The organism is Halobellus litoreus (assembly GCF_024464595.1).
GTDB classification, from domain to species: Archaea; Halobacteriota; Halobacteria; order Halobacteriales; family Haloferacaceae; genus Haloquadratum; species Haloquadratum litoreum.
This window is the reverse complement of the sequence record NZ_JANHAW010000001.1, coordinates 579,490-598,424: the sequence shown is the minus strand read 5'-3', so window position 1 is coordinate 598,424 and position 18,935 is coordinate 579,490. Positions and strand designations below refer to the sequence as shown.

17 protein-coding genes are annotated in these 18,935 nt (G+C 64.0%); 15 read left to right on the top strand and 2 right to left on the bottom strand.

Annotated features, from left to right (window positions below; translation table 11 throughout):
- The first annotated feature begins 1 nt into the window (after nt 1).
- The 4 genes from NO360_RS03015 to NO360_RS03000 all read left to right on the top strand — a co-directional run bounded on the left by NO360_RS03015 (nt 2) and on the right by NO360_RS03000 (nt 4,368).
- The gene (locus NO360_RS03015) at nt 2-907 is read left to right on the top strand and encodes an ABC transporter permease (protein ID WP_256305922.1); all 906 of its coding nucleotides are present in this window, start codon (nt 2-4) and stop codon (nt 905-907) included.
- A complete protein-coding gene (locus NO360_RS03010; RefSeq protein ID WP_256305921.1) occupies nt 898-1,773 on the top strand; it encodes an ABC transporter permease in 876 nt (291 codons plus the stop codon). Before NO360_RS03015 ends, NO360_RS03010 begins: the two co-directional genes overlap by 10 nt.
- A 170-nt stretch (nt 1,774-1,943) precedes the next feature.
- Nucleotides 1,944-3,392: an aldehyde dehydrogenase gene (aldA, locus tag NO360_RS03005; RefSeq protein WP_256305919.1), complete on the top strand. Its 1,449-nt coding sequence runs from the start codon at nt 1,944-1,946 to the stop codon at nt 3,390-3,392.
- 76 nt (nt 3,393-3,468) lie between these two features.
- Nucleotides 3,469-4,368 (top strand): NAD(P)-dependent oxidoreductase, encoded by a 900-nt coding sequence (locus tag NO360_RS03000; protein ID WP_256305918.1) that lies wholly within the window; start codon nt 3,469-3,471, stop codon nt 4,366-4,368.
- 2 nt (nt 4,369-4,370) lie between these two features.
- Here the strand turns inward: NO360_RS03000 and NO360_RS02995 are convergent, their stop codons facing one another.
- Nucleotides 4,371-5,165 carry an MBL fold metallo-hydrolase gene (locus tag NO360_RS02995; protein WP_256305917.1) on the bottom strand — a complete coding sequence of 265 codons (795 nt, stop codon included), beginning with the start codon at nt 5,163-5,165 and terminating at the stop codon, nt 4,371-4,373.
- Nucleotides 5,166-5,324: 159 nt separating this feature from the next.
- Between NO360_RS02995 and NO360_RS02990 the strand changes: the two genes are divergently transcribed.
- The 5 genes from NO360_RS02990 to NO360_RS02970 all read left to right on the top strand — a co-directional run bounded on the left by NO360_RS02990 (nt 5,325) and on the right by NO360_RS02970 (nt 10,394).
- On the top strand, nt 5,325-6,326 hold the full coding sequence (locus NO360_RS02990) for an ester cyclase (protein ID WP_256305915.1): 1,002 nt from the start codon (nt 5,325-5,327) through the stop codon (nt 6,324-6,326).
- Nucleotides 6,327-6,390: 64 nt separating this feature from the next.
- The gene (locus tag NO360_RS02985; RefSeq protein WP_256305914.1) at nt 6,391-7,410 is read left to right on the top strand and encodes an ester cyclase; all 1,020 of its coding nucleotides are present in this window, start codon (nt 6,391-6,393) and stop codon (nt 7,408-7,410) included.
- Between the two features lie 87 nt (nt 7,411-7,497).
- Nucleotides 7,498-8,508 (top strand): ester cyclase, encoded by a 1,011-nt coding sequence (locus tag NO360_RS02980; RefSeq protein ID WP_256305913.1) that lies wholly within the window; start codon nt 7,498-7,500, stop codon nt 8,506-8,508.
- A 211-nt stretch (nt 8,509-8,719) separates the two neighbouring features.
- On the top strand, nt 8,720-9,709 hold the full coding sequence (locus NO360_RS02975; RefSeq protein WP_256307081.1) for an ester cyclase: 990 nt from the start codon (nt 8,720-8,722) through the stop codon (nt 9,707-9,709).
- 205 nt (nt 9,710-9,914) lie between these two features.
- Nucleotides 9,915-10,394 carry an ester cyclase gene (locus NO360_RS02970; protein WP_256305911.1) on the top strand — a complete coding sequence of 160 codons (480 nt, stop codon included), beginning with the start codon at nt 9,915-9,917 and terminating at the stop codon, nt 10,392-10,394.
- On the opposite strand, the gene NO360_RS02965 is transcribed toward NO360_RS02970, so the two are convergent.
- Entirely contained in the window at nt 10,388-11,158 is a 771-nt protein-coding gene (locus NO360_RS02965; RefSeq protein WP_256305909.1) for an IclR family transcriptional regulator, read from the bottom strand. The genes NO360_RS02970 and NO360_RS02965 overlap by 7 nt on opposite strands.
- A gap of 459 nt (nt 11,159-11,617) precedes the next feature.
- On the opposite strand from NO360_RS02965, the gene gcvT reads away from it, so the two are divergent.
- The 6 genes from gcvT (at nt 11,618) to NO360_RS02935 (ending at nt 18,683) form a co-directional block, all read left to right on the top strand.
- Nucleotides 11,618-12,715: a glycine cleavage system aminomethyltransferase GcvT gene (gene gcvT / locus NO360_RS02960; RefSeq protein WP_256305908.1), complete on the top strand. Its 1,098-nt coding sequence runs from the start codon at nt 11,618-11,620 to the stop codon at nt 12,713-12,715.
- A 61-nt stretch (nt 12,716-12,776) separates the two neighbouring features.
- Nucleotides 12,777-13,151, top strand: coding sequence for a glycine cleavage system protein GcvH (gcvH, locus tag NO360_RS02955; RefSeq protein WP_256305907.1), 375 nt, complete (start codon nt 12,777-12,779; stop codon nt 13,149-13,151).
- A 5-nt stretch (nt 13,152-13,156) separates the two neighbouring features.
- The gene (gcvPA, locus tag NO360_RS02950) at nt 13,157-14,524 is read left to right on the top strand and encodes an aminomethyl-transferring glycine dehydrogenase subunit GcvPA (protein ID WP_256305906.1); all 1,368 of its coding nucleotides are present in this window, start codon (nt 13,157-13,159) and stop codon (nt 14,522-14,524) included.
- On the top strand, nt 14,521-15,978 hold the full coding sequence (gcvPB, locus tag NO360_RS02945; RefSeq protein WP_256305905.1) for an aminomethyl-transferring glycine dehydrogenase subunit GcvPB: 1,458 nt from the start codon (nt 14,521-14,523) through the stop codon (nt 15,976-15,978). Before gcvPA ends, gcvPB begins: the two co-directional genes overlap by 4 nt.
- Nucleotides 15,971-17,380 carry a dihydrolipoyl dehydrogenase gene (gene lpdA / locus NO360_RS02940; RefSeq protein WP_256305904.1) on the top strand — a complete coding sequence of 470 codons (1,410 nt, stop codon included), beginning with the start codon at nt 15,971-15,973 and terminating at the stop codon, nt 17,378-17,380. The genes gcvPB and lpdA overlap by 8 nt, the downstream gene beginning before the upstream one ends.
- 148 nt (nt 17,381-17,528) lie before the next feature.
- On the top strand, nt 17,529-18,683 hold the full coding sequence (locus NO360_RS02935) for a cobalamin-independent methionine synthase II family protein (RefSeq protein ID WP_256305903.1): 1,155 nt from the start codon (nt 17,529-17,531) through the stop codon (nt 18,681-18,683).
- Nucleotides 18,684-18,935: the final 252 nt, after the last annotated feature.

Sequence of the window (18,935 nt, the reverse complement as noted above, 5' to 3'; positions counted from 1 at the left end):
TATGTTGGGCGCAATCACCGATTACACGGGCAACTTATTCCGTCGGCCAAACCGGGTCTCGGACTGGCTGGACGAGTACCTTCCGGCCGTGCCACCGGCGGCGTACCTGCTGATCTTCCTGATTCTCCCGATCCTCTATGCGGTGTACATCAGCTTCTTCGAGTACAGCGCGACGACGATCATCTCGTGGAACTTCACCCTCGAACACTACGAACAGCTCCTGTTCGACCCCTTCTACCAGGGACTGCTCTGGTACACTGTCAGGCTGTCGCTCATCGTGTCCGCATTCTGTGTGCTACTGGGGTATCCACTCGGGTACTTTATCGCAACGACCACTCCGCTGCGTCGCCAGTTGGCGCTGTTCGCGGTCTTCCTCCCGCTTATGGTCGGGACGGTGGTCCGCATCTACGGGTGGATCGTTCTGTTCGCTACCAACGGCGTGATCAACACTGTCCTCCAAGATCTGCTGGGTTTCAAACTCGCACTCTTGGGGAACACGCTGTCGGTCACGATCGGTCTAATCGGGGTATACCTCCCGCTCGTCGTCCTCCCGGTCTACTCGTCGATCGAAGACATCCCGGACTCGCTCGTCCCGGCCGCGCGAAACCTCGGCGCGAACCAGCTCCAGGCGTTCTACAAGGTGACGTTCCGCCTGAGCCTGCCCGGTCTGCTCACCGGGACCATCTTCGTGTTCGTCCTCACGATGAACTCCATCGTGACTCCCGACTTGCTCGGCGGCCGTTCAGACCTGACGATGGGGCGGTTGATCTACGATAGCGCCGTGAACGGTCTCAACTGGCCCTTCGCGAGCGCCGTCGGGACGGTCCTGACGATCACGACTACCGCGCTTGTGTACATCTACTTTTCATTCGTCCGCGACCGAATGGGGGTTTCAGAATGGGACTGATGGCGATTATGAGCGTGCTTTCGGCCGTACTGACCGGCCGAAACTCGCGGTCGCTCTCGGCTCCGGCGGTCGTAGCCGGCCGAGCGCTCTACTACGGGCTGCTCGGACTCGCGGTATCGACACTGGTCCTTCCGATCATAATCGTGATCGGCATCTCGCTCAACCCGACCCAGTCGCAGGCATTCCCACCGTCGGGGATCTCCCTGCGCTGGTATCAGGAGTTCCTCGTGAGCCCGTTCTTCGAGCCGTTCTTTTTCGTGAGCCTACCGATCGCGGTCGCCACCGCCACGATCTCGACGATCCTGGGGATTCTCGCCGCGTACGTCGTCGTCCGCCGTGACGTCCCGTTCGAGAACGAGGTCGTGATGTACTTCATCTCCCCGCTCATCATCCCGCCGGCGATCATCGCGCTCGCGCTGATGATAACGCTCAATTTCAACTTACTGGATTTCGTTCCGACGTCCGCAAAGCTCGTCGTGGGTCACGTGGTCATCACGATCCCGTACACGTTCCTTACAGCGATGACGGCGATCGAGTCGGTCGATACCGAACTCGTCGAGGGGGCGCGAAACCTCGGCGCGACCAAGTTCCAGGCGTTCCGGAAGATAACGCTCCCGCTGATGAAAAGCGGGGTCGTCTCGGGCTTCTTGCTGGCGTTCATCCTCTCGTTCACGGACTCGCTGGTCGCACTGTTCCTCTCGAGCGGGAGCTCGACGACGCTGCCGGTCGAGATATTCCTCTTCCTGCAGTACGAGTCGTCACCGCTGGTGGCGGCCACCGCCTCGATCCAGATCCTACTGGTGCTGGTCCTCGTGCTGCTGATCGGCCGCTTGATCGGCTTCAAGGCCGCCGCCGTGAGCTCCTGAGGCGCGGTTCGTTTCGCTCAGTTTTTGCCAGTCTCTCACTGAGATTCAGCCCTGGGTATCTCGCCGTCCAGCCGCTAGTGGTAAAAATACGGGTGACAATTCTCCCCTCAGACCCGACTGCTCCGGCCCAGAGGCTAATTATTTATTCCTGTGGCTCAACCGCTCAATAGATGACCGCAGAGTTCAGCGATACGCCTCTCTATATCGACGGCGAGTGGCACGCACCGACGAGCGACGACAGCATTCCCGTCTCCGATCCGACGACGGGAGCGGTAGTGGATTCGGTCCCGTCCGGGACGGAGGAAGACGTCCGGCGCGCGACGGAGGCCGCCCGCAGCGCGCAGCCCGACTGGGAACGGCGCCCGGCGAAGGAACGGGGGGACCTGCTTCGTGAGGTCGCAGACGTCATCGAGAGCCACGCCGAACCGCTGGCCGAGACCCTCGTTACCGAACAGGGCAAGACGTCCTCGGTGGCCGAATACGAGATCCGTGCCGCCGCCGACATCGCCCGGTATATGTCGGAGTGGGACCGTCGGATCGAGGGCGACGTGGTCCCGGGGAGCGAACCGCGCCAGTCGATCAACCTGGTGCGGAAACCGTACGGAGTGGTCGCGGGGATCATCCCGTGGAACTTCCCGATATCCGTCTTCGTCCGGAAGTTCGCGCCGGCGCTCGTCACCGGCAACACGACGGTCCTGAAACCGAGCGAACTGACGCCGCTGACGACGCTCGAACTGGTCGACGTCCTCGACCGCGAGGTCGACCTCCCGCCGGGCGTCTTGAACGTCGTGACCGGCGGCGGCGCGGTCGGGGCCGGACTCGTGAGCGACGACGAGGTGGACTACGTGACGATGACCGGTAACGTCGAGACCGGGAAGGCGATAATGCGCAACGCCGCCGACGACCTCACCCGGGTCTCGCTCGAACTCGGCGGGAAAGCGCCGGCGATCGTCGCCGCCGACGCCGACGTCGAGAGCGCGGTCGAGAACATCGTCGCCTCGCGGACGATCAACGCGGGACAGGCCTGTACGTGCGTCGAGCGGGTGTACGTCCACGCCGACGTCCGCGAGGAGTTTGAAACGCAGTTCGTCGCGGCGATGGAGGCGCTCGAAATCGGCGATCCGAGGGACGACCCCGATATGGGGCCGCAGGTGAGCGCCGGGGAACTCCAAAAAACGCAGGACGCGATCCGAGGCGCGGTCGAGCAGGGGGCAACAGTCCTGACGGGCGGGGAGTCGGTTGCAGACCCGCCCACCTCCGGCGGTCACTGGGTGGAACCGACCGTCCTCGCCGACGTCGACCAGGAGATGGACGTCGTCAGCGAGGAGGTCTTCGGACCGGTGGCGCCCATCGTCGAGGTCGACTCCGTGGATCAGGCCGTCGCGTACGCCAACGACTCGCGGTACGGGCTCTCCTCCTACGTCTTCACCGAGAGCTACCGGGACGCGATGCAGGTCGCGGAGGACCTCGACTTCGGCGAGACGTTCATCAACGGGAGCGGCGGCGCGCAACAGGGCCACCACATCGGCTGGAACGAGTCCGGGCTGGGCGGCGAAGACGGGAAACACGGCGCGCTGAAGTACACCCAGATCAAGTCGGTCTACCACAATTTCCAGTAGTCTGACCCTGTCACGACTTCGACGCCACGCCCCGACTAGTCGGTACATATAATAACGGGTAGTCTGATTTTTCCGTATGGTTGAGACCACCGCCGGAGTCGTTGGACTCGGCAAGATGGGCGGCAATATGGCGAAGCACCTCCTCGACGAGGGCTTCGAGGTGTACGGACACGACCTCCAGCCGGAGGCTCGCGAAGCGTTCGCGGACTACGGCGGGATCGTCGCCGACAGCGGCCGCGACGTCGCCAGCCAGAGTGACGTCACGATCACGAGTCTGCCGAACTCGGACATCGTGAAAGGCGTTTACACCGGAGAGGGAGGACTGGCGCACGAGTCCGTCGAGACTACGTTCCTGGAGATGAGCACGATCGCACCGCCGACGACCGAGGTCGTCGCCGACGCGATCGAGGAGACGCCCGCGGAGATTCTCGACGCGCCGATCACGGGCGGGCCGGAAAACTCGCGCGACGGGACCCTCACCGGCCTCGTCGGTGGCAAGGAGGCCGTCTTCGAATCCGAGCACGCACAGGACGTGCTGCAGGCCCTCTGTGCGGAGCTCCATTACGCCGGTTCTTCCGGAGCCGGACACGCGATGAAACTGCTGAACAACACGATGTCGATGGGGAACCTGCTGCTTGCGATGGAGACCGTCGCGCTCGGCGCCCGGTACGGCATCGACAGCGAGCGCCTCTGGGACATCCTCGGGAACGCGAGCGCGACTTCGGTCGCCTTCGAGAGCCGGATGCCGCGCGTGCTCGAACGGGACTTCGAGGCGGGGTTCAGCGTCGACTTCGCGCGGAAGGACGTCGGTCTCGCGGTCGACATGGCGGACTCGGAGGACTTCCCGATGGTGATGGGAAGCCTGGTCCACCGCCTGTACACGCGAGCCAGCGACGAGGGGTTCGGCGAGGAAGACGTGGGTGCGGTCGTGAAGATGTTCGAGCAGGAACTGGAAGACCGGGTCGGCGAAGAGTAACGCTACTCGTCGAGACGGCTGTACAGTTCGTCCGCGTCGATGGTCTTTCGATCGTTCGCGTGGATCGATCGACCCTCGCCGCTGAAGTTCGACTCGAAGTTGACGTAGCGTTCGAGTTTCTTCGAGGCGTCTTCGAACACCGGGGTTCCGTGATTGAGGAGTGCGACGTCGAACTCGTAGTCCAGCAGTTTGTCGAGGTTCTTCTCGGCTTCGACGGCCGCTTCCGGCGGTTGGTTCGTGTGCGTCGCCTGCGGCGGATGGAGGAGATACCCCGGCGGGAGGCCGCGGCGGTCCGACCCGGAGACGGTGTCTGCGCAGTGGGCGATCCCCGCCTCCTCGTCGACGAGCACGGAGTTCCCCGGCGAGTGCCCGGGGACGTGGACGGTCTCGAACCGGCCGATCTGCTCCCTATCGCCGAAGAGGTGATCCGGTTCGGTTTCGATGTCGATGCCGTAGTCGTCGATCTCGGCGACGTTGTCCTCCTCGGGCACCCACGTTTCCAGATCGTACCGCTCGACTACCTCGTCGAACGCCCCGACGTGGTCGAGGTGTCGGTGCGTGATGATGAGCCGCTCGGGTTCGACGCCGGTCTGTTCGATCCCCTCGAAGAGGTATTCGGCGCGGTTCTGAAAACAGGTGTCGACGAGGGTGGGAACGTCGCCGGGGAGGTCGAAGAAGTACGAGCGGTGGCGTTCGCCCTGGGTGATGTCGGGGCCTTCCTCGGCGGTCTGCCAGGTGATGTCGTAGACGGTATCGGCGATGTCGAGCGTTCTAACCACTGGAGCACTCTCGGGCATACGAGGAGAGATTCCACCGAGATACAAATAGCTATCGTCACTTGACCCGCTGCTCCGCCGGGTTGCGCACCGACGGGCCGCCCGAATCCCGTCGTGTTCCACCTCAGTCTCCGAATTGTTTTTGTGGCGGTGGGACGCAGCGATAGACGGTAGTCAACGATGAGCAACGATTACAGCCAGTGCAAGCGTCGAGTCCACGAGTTCTCTGGGGCGATTCGGAACACCGGAACCGACCAGATCGGAGACGTGTTGGGCGACTATTACCATCCGGACGCGGAGTGGCACGGTCCCGCGCCGATCGGACGGCTCACCGGCCGCGACGAGATCAGTCGCGGCTACTGGGCGCCGCTCCTCGAATCGTTCCCGGACCTCGAACAGAACGATTACATCCTCTTCGGCGGGGAGTTTCGGGACAGCACGTGGGTGTGTGCCGCCGGCAACTTCGTCGGGACGTTCGAAAACGACTGGCTCGACGTCCCCGCGACCGGGCACGCGACGTGGCTCAGGCACGGCACGTTCCATCGGTTCGAGGACGGCAAGATCGCCGAGACCCGTCTGTTCGTCGACGTGCTCGACGTGCTGCGGCAGGCCGGCTATCAGTTCGTGCCCGCGCTCGCTCCGGAGGTCGTCATCCCCGGACCGACGACGCAGGACGGCGTCCTCCTCGACAGTGCGGACGCCGCCGAAACGGAGCAGACGCTGGAACTGGTCGAGGGAATGATCTTCGAGGGGCTGGAATCCTACGAAGACGCGGGCATCGACGGGATGGGGATGGACGAGTACTGGCACGAGGACTTTATGTGGTATGGTCCCGCAGGGATCGGCAGTACCCGCGGTATCGACGGCTTCCAGGCGTATCATCAGGAGCCGTTCCTCGAAGCCTTCCCCGACAGAGAGGCCGACAGTGACGACATCCGCGTCGCCGAGGGAACGTACTGCGCGTGGACCGGCTGGCCGAGCCTGGAGGCGACACACCTCGGCGACGGCTGGTTGGGGCTGCCCGCAACGGGCGAATCGGTCGAAATGCGCGTGATGGACTTCTGGCGTCGCGAAGGCGACCTGCTGGCGGAGAACTGGGTGTTCATCGATATGATCCACCTTCTGGAGCAACTCGGCGTCGACGTCTTCGAGCGTGTTCGGAAGGAGAAACAATGCTTCTGACTGCCCGCGTCACCGATAGTATTTTGAGTAACTCGCGCCGAGGCTTATCCGATCGGTGAAAGCTATGTCATCAACCAGAGTGGAAAACAAACAGACAGCACACGAATTCTCCCGTGCCGTTCACGAAACGACTCACGAAGACGTCGACGACTTGGTCGCCGAGTACGTCCACGAGGACGTCCAGTGGCACGGTCCGGCACCGATCGACACGCTCACCGGCAGGAGTGAACTGGTGTCCGAGTTCTGGGAGCCCCTGCTGAAGGCGTTCCCGGACCTCGAAAAGAACGACTACGTGCTCTTCGGCGGCGAGTTCGAGGGCGACGAATGGGTCTGTGCGACCGGCAATCTCGTGGGCACGTTCGAGAACGACTGGCTCGACATCCCCGCGACGGGTCACGCCACGTGGATCCGCTACGGCGAGTTCCACCGGTTCGAGGACGGGAAAATCGCCGAGACCCGAACCATCGTCGACGTGCTGGACGTGCTTCGACAGGCCGGCTATCAGTTCGTTCCGTCACTGGCCCCCGAAGTAGTCATCCCGGGGCCGACGACCCAAGACGGGATCCTCCTCGACGAACAGGACGAGGAAGACACCCAGCAGACGATGGAACTGGTCGAAGGGATGCTGTTCGACGGCCTGAACTCCTACGAGGAAGAAGGCCTCGAGAATATGGGGATGGAACGGTACTGGCACGAGGACTTTATGTGGTACGGCCCCGCAGGGATCGGCAGTACCCGCGGGATCGACGGGTTCCAAGAGTTCCATCAGAACCCGTTCCTGCGGGCGTTCCCCGATCGGGAGGTCGGGCATCACGACTCGCGTATCGCCGAGGGGAACTTCTGTGCCTCGACCGGATGGCCCGCCGTCGTGGGGACCCACCTCGGCGACGGCTGGCTGGGATTGCCAGCGACTGGGAATTCGACAGATATGCGCGTCATCGACGTTTGGCGGCGAGAGGGGGATCTCCTCGCAGAGAACTGGGTGTTCATCGATATGATCGACCTGCTCAACCAGCTCGGTGTCGACGTGTTTGAACGCCTCCGCGAGAATCCACGGTCTGTTCGGCGGTCCTCCGCGCCATAACTTGGCGAAAGCACGCGCTCGGACGCACCACCCCGTGCGGTAGTTATTTCTGCGTGTGAGCGATTCTCTTAGTCGAGACTGAATCATATGGCAGCTGAACGTAAGCAAGTAGTCCACGAGTTCTCACAGTCCATCCACGACGTGACGGCGGGGAGTGTCGATGACCTCCTCGGGGAGTTCTACCACGATGACGCGGGGTGGTACGGCCCTGAGCCACTCAACGAGTTGAACGGTGTCGAATCGATAGCCCAAGGATGCTGGGAACCACTCTTGACTGCGTTTCCCGACCTCGAAAAGAACGACTACATCCTCCTCGAGGGTGAGTTCGAAGGCGAGCAGTGGGTCAGTGCGGCAGGGACGCTTATCGGGACGTTTGATGAAGACTGGCTCGACATCCCTGCAACCGGGCGTACGACTTGGATCCAGTACGGTGCACTCTATCGCGTAGTGGACGGGAAAATAGCAGAGACGCGGATGCTGTTTGACGTGCTTGATGTGATGCGACAGGCGGGTTACCGATTTATCCCGGCACTTGCGCCCGAAGTCGTTCGACCAGGCCCAGCAACACAGGACGGACTCCTATTTGACGAGCAGGAAGAATCAGATTCCGAACAGACCCTCCAGATGGTTGAGGATATGATCTTCGAGGGGCTCGGTTCGTACGATGGGGAGAATCTGGATGTTATGGATATGGATGCGTACTGGCATACGGACTTTATGTGGTACGGCCCGGCGGGGATCGGTACCACCCGTGGCGTCGACGGGTTTCAGGAGTTCCACCAAGGGCCGTGGCTGGAAGCCTTCCCCGACCGCGGAACCGGGGGGAACGCCATCCGTGTTGCCGAAGGTGACTACTGTGCGTGGACGGCGTGGCCGAGCGGTGAAGCCACGCATCGCGGGGACGGCTTGTTTGGCCTCCCGAGCACCGGTGAGACAGTAACCTTCCGCGTCATCGACTTCTGGCGGCGGGAGGGAGACCTGCTGGCGGAGAACTGGGTGTTCATCGATACGATCGACCTCCTCGAGCAGTTCGGCGTCGACGTCTTCGAACGGCTCCGGAACAATCCGGAATCGGTTCGGTGGACGGGGACGCCGTGACGGGTCCAAACCGGGACCTGTCGCGGGGTCCAGAAGCGAGCGTCTAGCTACCACCACAACTCGGCTCGAATCGCCCTCATTCCGGGTGAGCCGCCGCGCACGAGACGCCACGAGTACGTCCCGTTCCCCCCTGATTGCCTCCGCGACGCCTCACACCGACTTCTGACCGACACTTATTTGTCTGTGTTACGCACCAGCTTAGGTGAGTTATATGACCACGGAACGCAAGCGGTTAGTCCACGAGTTTTCCCAGGAGATCCACGGCGCGAGCGCGGAGAACGTCGGTGACCTCCTCACCGACTACTACCACGCCGACGCCGAGTGGCACGGCCCGGAACCGATCAACGCGGTAGAAGGACCCGACGCGATCGCCGACGCGTACTGGGGGCCGCTCCTCGAATCGTTCCCGGATCTCGAAAAGAACGACTACATCCTGTTCGCCGGCGAGTTCGAGGGCGGCGAGTGGGTCTGTGCGGCCGGCAACCTGGTCGGGACGTTCGAGAACGACTGGCTGGACATTCCCGCGACCGGACACGCGACGTGGCTCCGGTACGGCGAGTTCCACCGCGTCGTGGACGGCAAGATCGCCGAGACCCGCTTGCTCGTCGACGTCCTCGACGTGATGCGGCAGGCGGGCTACCAGTTCGTGCCCGCGCTCGCTCCGGAGGTCGTCATCCCCGGGCCGACGACGCAGGACGGCGTCCTCCTCGACGAACAGGACGACGAGGCGTCCGAAAAGACGCTCCAGGTGGTCGAGGGGATGATCGACGGCCTCCACGACTACGAGGAGGAGGGTCTCGACGGGATGGGCCTCGAGAAGTTCTGGCACGAGGACTTCATGTGGTACGGACCGGCGGGGACCGGAACGACCCGCGGAATCGACGGCTTCCAGGAGTACCACCAGGCACCCTTCCTCGAAGCCTTCCCCGACCGCGAGGGCGGCGACCACGTCGCTCGGTTCGCCGAGGGTAACTACTGCGCCTCGACGGGATGGCCGTCGGTCGAGGCGACGCACCTCGGCGACGGGTGGATGGGGCTCCCGGCGACCGACGAACCGGTCGGTATGCGGGTGATGGACTTCTGGCGTCGCGAGGGCGACAAACTCGCCGAGAACTGGGTCCTCATCGACAAGATCGACCTGCTCCAACAGATGGGCGTCGACGTCTTCGAGCGACTCCGCAACGATCAGCAGTACTTCTGAGGGGAGACGGCTGACGACGACTCGTGGGGCGGACTCCCGACGGACGCTGCGGCCCGGAAGACGACCCGAGCGGAATATTTAACATCTACGATGGAGACTTCTCGATGAGGGTTCATTCAGTGCGACAACCAAGCCGACACGCGACGGCGACGTTCGATGCAGGCACCGACTTCCGGACAGCGACTTCCCCACGAGGAGAGCGGCGATGACCGAAGACTGGCGGACGGCCGACGAACTCGACGTCGAGCGGATGATCCGACAGAGCACCCGAGAGATCTGGGACGACAAACTCGTCGGCAAGATCTACGAGTACTACGACGACGACGTTGTCGTCCACGGCGGCGAGGGAGACATCGTCGGCTCCGAGGCGCTCGTCGAAGACACCCTGGCGCGGTTGAACGCCTTCCCCGAAACCGAGATGAACATCGAGAAGATCATCTGGGAGGGCAATCCCGAAGACGGCTACTACACCTCGATGGTGCGGACGATCACCGCCGAGAACACCGGGCCGACCGAGTACGGGCCGCCGACCGGGAAGACGATGGAAGAGAACCTCGGGATCGCGAACTGCCTCATCCAGAAGGTCGACGGCGAGTGGAAGTACGTCGAAGAGTGGATCGCCTACGACAAACTGGGCTACATCAAGGCCGTCACCGACGACGACGACCCGATTCACGACTACTGAGCCGATTCACTCGGTTCCGTACGAGAGGCGATTTCGCGTTCGATCTGCGTTACCGTCTCGCGTAACTCCGGGACGATCTGTTCTTCGGAGAGGCGGTACGGCGGCCCCGACACGTCGAGCGATCCCAGGACGCTCCCGTCGGGATTCGTGATCGCCATTCCGACGGCCATCAGTCCTTCGAGGGCCTCCTGTCGGTTGAGCGAGTAGCCTCGCTCGCGGGTCCGTTCCAGTTCTTCGTAGAGTTCGTCGGCGCTCCGGATCGTGTTTTCGGTCTCCGCGGGCAGTCCCCACCGCTCCAGGACTTCCTCGACGCGCTCGCGGGAGAACTCCGCGAGCATCGCTTTCCCGCTCGCAGAGTTGTGCATATGGAAGTACCGGCCCACCTGGAACCCCTCTTTCGCGGGGTCGTTGTTCTCGTCGAAGATGATGACCGACCGCCCGTGCTCGGTGATGGCGAAGGCGACCTCCTCGTTGAGCCGATTGCTCAGTTCGTGGGCGTGCCGTCGGACGATCTCGTACTCGGGTTTCCGGTGCCGCGCCTGCTCGCCGAGGTGGAAGAGCTTGATGCCCAGGTAGAACTCGTTGCCCTCCTTCACGACGAGTTCGTGGTTCCGGAGCGTCGTCAGGTGCGCGTGGACGGTACTGTTAGCCAGGTCTAGTTCCCCGGCGATCTCGCTCATCCGAGCCCCCTCCAACCGGTCGATCGCGTCGAGGATCCGGAGCGAGGTGGCGGTCGTCGTCAGTTCGCGTCCGTGGTCTGGCACGCTCGGTCGTTGGGAGCGGAGGTATATAAATATTCACGAGAACCGAATTTTCAGTCACCCTTGGAAGCGTGAGTCGCGGCAGACCCGCTCTCGTCGGGGAGAGAATTGAGAAAAGTTGCAGTGGAACTGGATGGAATTTGAATCGTACACGAAAGCGGTCCAGAATCACGACAAAGTCCGAATCACGGCTTCCGCAGAGGCGAAAGGTACCTCGCCCGCGACGGAAGCGGGCCTGCAAGCGATACTGCGCTCGAATCGGTCTTGGTCCCACTACTCCGCGCGGAGCGGACTCCACGCACTGATCTGTTTCGACTACCCGCCCGGATCGAGGGGCCGATTCAGTCCGGCTGCCGGCCGTGTAGATTCACGTATAACGAAAAATATCCGATTAGAATTCAACGAATACATTATTATTTGGGTAATAAACGTATAAATACTTGCAGTTGTGTAGTAATCGGTGTGTCATCGAAGCAAACACCGCTGTACGAATCCCACTGCCGGGCGGGCGCGGACTTCACCGACTTCGGCGGGTGGGAGATGCCGGTCTCGTTCGACTCCATCCGCGAGGAACACCGGGCCGTTCGGGAGGGCGTCGGACTGTTCGACGTGAGTCATATGGGCCAATTGGCCGTCGACGGACCCGAAGCGGAGACGCTGTTACACCGACTCACCCCGAGTGACGTGCGCGGTCTCGAACCGGGCGACGCGCTGTACTCGTCTTTCCTCCGATCCGATGGCGTCATCCTCGACGACATCGTCGTGTACGATCACCCGGTCGAAAGCGAGTACATCGTCGTTCCGAACGCCGGACACGACGAGGCGATGTACGATCGGTTGCGCGAGCACGCCGACCGCTGGAGTCTCGATGTCACGCTCGCGAACCGGACCGCCGAACTCGGAATGATCGCGGTCCAGGGGCCCGAGGCAGTCGACCGTGTCGACGCCGAGGCGGACGAGCAGATCGACGCGTTGGAGCCGTTCACGACGACGGAGACGGCGATCGGCGACGTCGAGTGTCTCGTGGCACGCACGGGATACACGGGTGAGGACGGCGTCGAGATCATTTTCCCCGGCAACGAGGCGACGGCGATCGATCGGCGATTCGACGACGTCCGGCGCTGCGGGCTCGGAGCCAGGGACACGCTCCGGCTCGAAGCGGGATTGCTGCTCTCGGGACAGGACTTCCACCCCGAGGACGAACCGCACGACCCCTTCGAGGCGGGAATCGGCTTCGTCGTCGACTTCGGCGACGAGGAGTTCGTCGGCCGGTCGGCCCTCGAGCAGGCCCGAGACGAGGGAGTCGACGAGCGGATCGTCGGACTGCGGCTCGAGGAGCGGGCGATCGCCCGTCACGGACACCGGATCGTCGCCGACGGCGACGACGTCGGGCAGGTGACCAGCGGCACGATGAGTCCCACACTCGAAATTCCGATCGCACTCGGCTACGTCGACGCCGGTTCCGCTGCTTCGGGCACCGAACTGGCCGTCTCGATCCGCGACCGGACCGTCGACGCGACCGTCGTCGACACGCCGTTCCTCGAATCGTGCGGCGAGTAACCCGGACCGAACACACACTAGTGCAAATGACGAACGACAACCCCGACGAATCCCAGCACCAATGACGCACGAGACGCCCGACGAATTACGGTACACCGACTCACACGAATGGATCGACGACAGCGGGGACGCCCTGCGCATCGGAATCACCGACTTCGCGCAGGACGAACTCGGCGACGTCGTGTTCGTCGAACTCCCGGCGGAGGGCGAGTCCCTCGACAGCGGAGACGCCTGCGCCGTCGTCGAGAGCATCAAGGCGGTCTCGGACATCTACACGCCCGTCACGGGGGCGGTGACCGCGACGAACGACGGCGTGCTCGATCAGCCGGAACTGCTCAACACCGATCCGTACGGCGAGGGGTGGCTCTTCGAGATCGACGGAGCGGTACCCGACGAGGCGCTCGGCGCAACCGACTACCGCGAGCAGATCGAATAACGACAATGCAACGAATACAGCACGACGAGGCGGACCGGACGCACGAACTCGACGAATCGAGTCCCTTCGCCCCGCAGACGCCACAGGAAGTAGAGGAGATGCTCTCGGCCATCGGTGCCGAAAGCGTGGAAGAACTGTTCGACGTTCCGGAGGCGGTCGCGTTCGACGGCGACTTCGACATCGAGGCGAAGTCGGAGTTCGAGGTCGTGACCGAAATCGAGGAGCTGCTCGGGCGGAACGCCGACCGGACCGAGTTCCTCGGTCGCGGCCACTACGACCACTACGTGCCGTCGGTCGTCGACTACCTCTCGCTGCGCTCGGAGTTTCTGACCTCCTACACGCAGTATCAACCGGAGACCTCGCAGGGATTCCTCCAGGCGCTCTTCGAGTTCCAGTCGATGATCGTCGAACTGACCGGGCTCCCGGTCGCGAACTGTTCGATGTACGACGCCGCGACCGCACTCGGCGAGGCAGCAACGCTTTCGGCCCGGGTCAGAGACACCAGCGGGTCGCGCGTCCTCGTCCCCGAGACCATCCGCTCGGAGCGACGCAGCGTGTTGGAGAACTACGCCGACGGCGCGGAGTTGGCGGTGGAGACGTATCCGCTCGCCGACGGCAACGCCGACCTCGACGCGCTCGCGGAACTGATCGACGACGACGTCGTGATGGTGTACGCCGAATCGCCGACGACCGGGGGCGCGATCGAAGAGCGGCTGTCGGCGGTCGCGACGCTCGCGGACGACCACGAGGCGGCGTTCTGCCTCGGCTCCGATCCGGTCGCACTGGCGCTCCTCCAAGAACCGGCCGCGGTGGGTGCCGACATCGTCGTCGGCGACGCGAGCGTACTCGGGCTCTCGGCCAGTCACGGGATGGGACTCGGCCTGTTCGCCGTCACGGAGTCGTATCTGCGGCAAGCCCCCGGCCGGCTCGTGGGGACGAGCGAGACGGCCGACGGACGGCGTGCCTACACCCTGACCCTCCAGACCCGAGAACAGCACATCCGGAAAGAGCGGGCCACGTCGAACATCTGTACGAACCAGGCGTGGGTCGCGCTCCGAACGGCGATCCACATCGCGTCGCTCGGCGCGTCGGGCCTTTCAGCCCTCGCCGAGGAGTCCGTGACGACGGCCGCTGAGGCTGCCGCCCGACTCGACGACGTCGACGGCGTCTCGGCGCCGGTCGACGACCGCCACCACTTCCGCGAGTTCGTCGCGCGCACGGACCGTCCCGCAGCCGAGGTGGTGTCGGAACTGGCCGAGCAGGGCTTCCTCGTCCACGAGGTCGGTGAGTTCGAGATCCAGGTGTGCGTGACGGAGACCAACAGCGGCGCGTTGGACGATCTGGTCGCGGCCGTTCGGGAGGTGCTGGCATGAACTACCGACAGGCCACCTGGGAGCGGGAGACCGAGAGCGGCGAGGCGGTCAACGAACCGCTCCTCTCGGAGAAGCGGACGGAGACCGTCACCCACGACGACGTCGATCTGCCCGACGAACTGGTCCGCGACGAACTGACGCTGCCGGAACCGGCCGAACCCGAGGTCGCGAGCCACTACACGCGGCTCTCGCAGATGAACTACTCGGTCGAACACGGGCCGTACCCGCTGGGGAGCTGTACGATGAAGTACAACCCGAAGTTCACCGAGGACGTCGCCGCGCTGGAAGACGGCGCGATCCATCCGGACCGCCCCGACGAGTACGCGCAGGGCACCCTCGCAGTCCTCCACGGACTCCAGGAGTACCTGGCGGAGATCGGCGGGATGGACGCGGTGACGCTGCAACCGCCCGCCGGGGCGGCCGGGGAGTTCACCGGCCTGCTCGTGGCGCGCGCCTATCACCGCTCGAACGACGAAGACGACGACCGCCGGGAGGTGATCGTACCTGCATCGGCCCACGGGACGAACTTCGCGAGCGCCGCGATGGCCGGCTACGACGTCGTCGAACTTCCGAGCGACGAGGACGGGCGCGTCCCCGTCGACGCGCTCGAAGAGGCCGTCGGGGAGTCGACGGCGGCGTTGATGCTGACGAACCCGAACACGCTGGGGCTCTTCGAGCGCGACATCGAAGAGATCGCCGAGATCGTCCACGACGCGGGCGGCCTGCTCTACTACGACGGCGCGAACCTCAACGCGCTGCTCGGCCGTGCGCGTCCCGGCGATATGGGCTTCGACATCATGCACTACAACGTGCACAAGACGTTCGCGTCGCCACACGGCGGCGGCGGTCCGGGGGCCGGACCGATCGGCGTCGTGGACGAACTCACGGAGTTCCTCCCCGACCCGCACGTCCGCGAGGCCGACGACGGCTCGTTCGAGTTCTCCGAGCCCCCTGAGAGCGTCGGGAAGGTCCACGGCTTCCACGGCAACTGGCTGGTGCTTCTGAAGACCTACGCGTACATCTCCCGGCTCGGTGACGCCGGACTGAAGGACACCTCTGCGATGGCCGTCCTGAACGCGAACTACCTCGCCTCACAGATCGATCTCGACGTCCCGTACGGGCCGTTCCATCACGAGTTCGTCGCCAGCGCCGGCGACGTCGACGCGGCGGAGTTCGCCAAGGGGATGCTCGACGAGGCGGTGCACCCGCCGACGACCAAGTGGCCGGAAATCGTCGACGAGGCGCTGATGACCGAGCCCACGGAGGCGCTGAGCAAGGACCAACTCGACGTGCTGGCGGACGCGTTCACGGCGGCGAGCCAGAAGACGCCCGAGGAACTCGCTGCGGCTCCCACGACGACCGCCGCGGCGCGCATCGATCAGACCAGCGCCGCACGGAACCCGCGCCTCTCGTGGCGGGACGTCGAGGAGGCTGTCGAGGAAGTCGATGAGTGAGCGCTTCGACACGGAGGTCCTCGTCGTGGGCGGCGGTCCCGCGGGGTACGTCGCCGCGATCCGCGCGGCGCAGTACGACCTCGACGTGACGCTCGTCGAGATGCACGCCCTGGGCGGGACCTGTCTCAACCGCGGCTGTATCCCCTCGAAGGCGCTGCTCTCGGCGGCGAACGTCGCCCACGACGCGCGGACGGGCTCTCAGATGGGGATCTCGGCCGACGTCGACGTCGACTTCCAGCGGATGGTCGAGTGGAAGGACGACGTCGTCGGAAACATGAACCGGAGCGTCGAGAAACTCTGCAAGGCCAACCGCGTCTCGCTCGTGAACGGACGCGCGGCGTTCGAGGACGAGCACTCGGCCCGCATCGAGGGGCCGAACGGCGAGTCCGAGCGGCTCACGTTCGAGTACGCCGTCGTGGCGACGGGCAGCCGTCCCATCGAACTCCCGGGGTTCGAGTTTCATCGACCCGAAGTGCTCGATGCCAAGGGAGCGCTGGCGCTCGACGAACTTCCGGACAGTCTCGTGGTCGTCGGTGCGGGGTACATCGGGATGGAACTCTCGACGCTGTTCGCGAAACTCGGCGTCGAGGTCACGGTCGTCGAGGCGCTCGATTCGATGATGCCAGCGTTCTCCCCGGATCTGGTCGCGCCGGTCGCGTCGGCGGCGTCGGAGCTCGGGATCGAGACGAACTACGGCGAACTCGCTTCTGAGTGTCATCCCACCGACCGGGGTGTCGCGGTCACGACGGAGGACGTCGACAGCGGCGACCGGCGGGAGTACGAGGCGGACGCGGTGCTGGTCGCGGTGGGTCGGACCCCCGTGACGGACACGATTGACCTCGGCCGGATCGGCATCGAACCGGACGAGGACGGATTCGTTCGAACGGACGAGTACGGGCGCACGGCCGTCGATCACGTGTTCGCCGTCGGCGACGTGGCGGGCGAACCGATGCTCGCGCACGCCGGCGCGACGGAGGGGGAAATCGCCGCCGCCGAGATCGCCGGCCGGGATTCCTCGGCCGTGGATCGGGCGATCCCCGCCGTCGCGTTCACGTCCCCGGAGATCGCGACGGTCGGGCTGACCGAAGCGGAGGCCGAAGAGACCGACCACGCCGTGTCGGTCGGCGAGTTCCCGATGCGCGCCAGCGGACGTGCACTCACGATCGGACATACCGAGGGGTTCGTCCGTCTCGTGTGCGGGGACGGCGGCGTCGTGCTCGGCGGTCAGGTCGTGGGTCCGGAGGCCTCGGAGCTGATTTCCGAGATCACGCTCGCCGTCGAGGCAGGCCTGTCAGCGGGTGAACTCGCGGAATCGATACACCCCCACCCGACGCTCTCCGAGTCGATCGAGGAAGCCGCGGCCAACGAACAGGACCTCGCGATCCACACGCTCAATCGCTGAGGGCCCCGGTTCTGTTCCGCCGGCAGCGACACCGGAATCGTATCCGGCGAAGACAGAACCGACGCCACAGTACCCGAACCTCGATCCCGGCGGATCGATCCGGTACCACACACAGATATGAGTCTCCGCGCTCAGTCTCCGGTACGATATGAAACGAAGCGACGAGCGCATTCTCACGACTCACGTCGGCAGTCTGCCGCGGACGGACCGCCTGATCGAACTGATGCATCAGCGGGGACAGGGAGCGGACACCGACCGAACCGCGATGCGCGAAGCGATCCAGGAGGCGACCCAGCGGGCCATCCGAAGACAGGCCGACGTCGGCATCGACATCGGTAACGACGGTGAGCAGTCCCGTCCGGGCTTCCACATCTACGTCTCCGAACGACTCGACGGCTTCAGCGATCGAACGATCCCTCGCCCGCAGTGGGCGGACGTCGAAGCCTTTCCGGAGTACGCCGGAAAGGCGTTTCCGGACATCGTCTCCGAGGCGCAGACGCGGCCGGTCGCGGTCGAGGACGTGCGGTACGGCGGGCCGAATCAGGTCGACGCCGAACTCGAACGCTTCGATCGGCTGCTCGACACCACGGGTGTCGAATTCGAGGAGACGTTTATGACCGCCGCGTCGCCCGGGGTCATCGCCTCGTCCCTGGGGAATCAGCACTACGACTCGAACGACGAATACACGTTCGCGCTGGCGAGAGCGATGCGTGCGGAATACGAGCGGATCGCCGACGCGGGGCTGACGCTTCAGATCGACGCCCCGGACCTGCTCTCCGAGCGGCATCGGAAGTTCAAGGACCTCTCGACGGAGGAGTTCAAAGACCGCGCGCGCCGGCGAATCGAGGCGATCAACGAGGCCACGAGCGAGGTCCCGGCGGACCAGATTCGCCTCCACACCTGTTGGGGGAATTACGAGGGACCGCACCACGAGGACGTCCCGCTGGCGGAGATCCTCCCGATCCTGTACGAGGCCGACGTCGGCGGGTTGTTGATCGAGTACGCCAACCCGCGGCACCACCACGAGTGGCGGGCCTTCGAGGAACACCCGCTCCCGGACGACTGGCTGCTGATCCCCGGCGTCGTCGACGTCAAGACGAACATCATCGAGCATCCGAAGACGGTCGCGGATCGCATCGTCACGCTGGCCGAGATCGTCGGAGACCCGACACGGATCGTCGCGGCTCCCGACTGCGGGCTGGCGACGCTCGCCGGACACCAGATCGTCGAACCCGAGATCGCGTGGGCCAAGTTGGAAGCGCTCTCAGAGGGTGCCGTCGAAGCTAGTGATAGACTACTGTAACTATAGTGAAATCATAAAATCAAGTTTATGAATGTGTCTCTACAAAATACCGGCATAAGTAGCAATAAATGGATTCTAGCGGATAATACGGCCTGTCGAATCCCAAATCTGGTGCCAAATATAAGTTCTCAATTTATTTCGGATTAAATATCATACTACGTTTAACTTCTGCGTGCAGAGGAGGCAGTTCCGCTAGCATCACGCAGCGACGACGTATCGACGACCTTTCAGAAATTCCGTCAGAGAAACCGA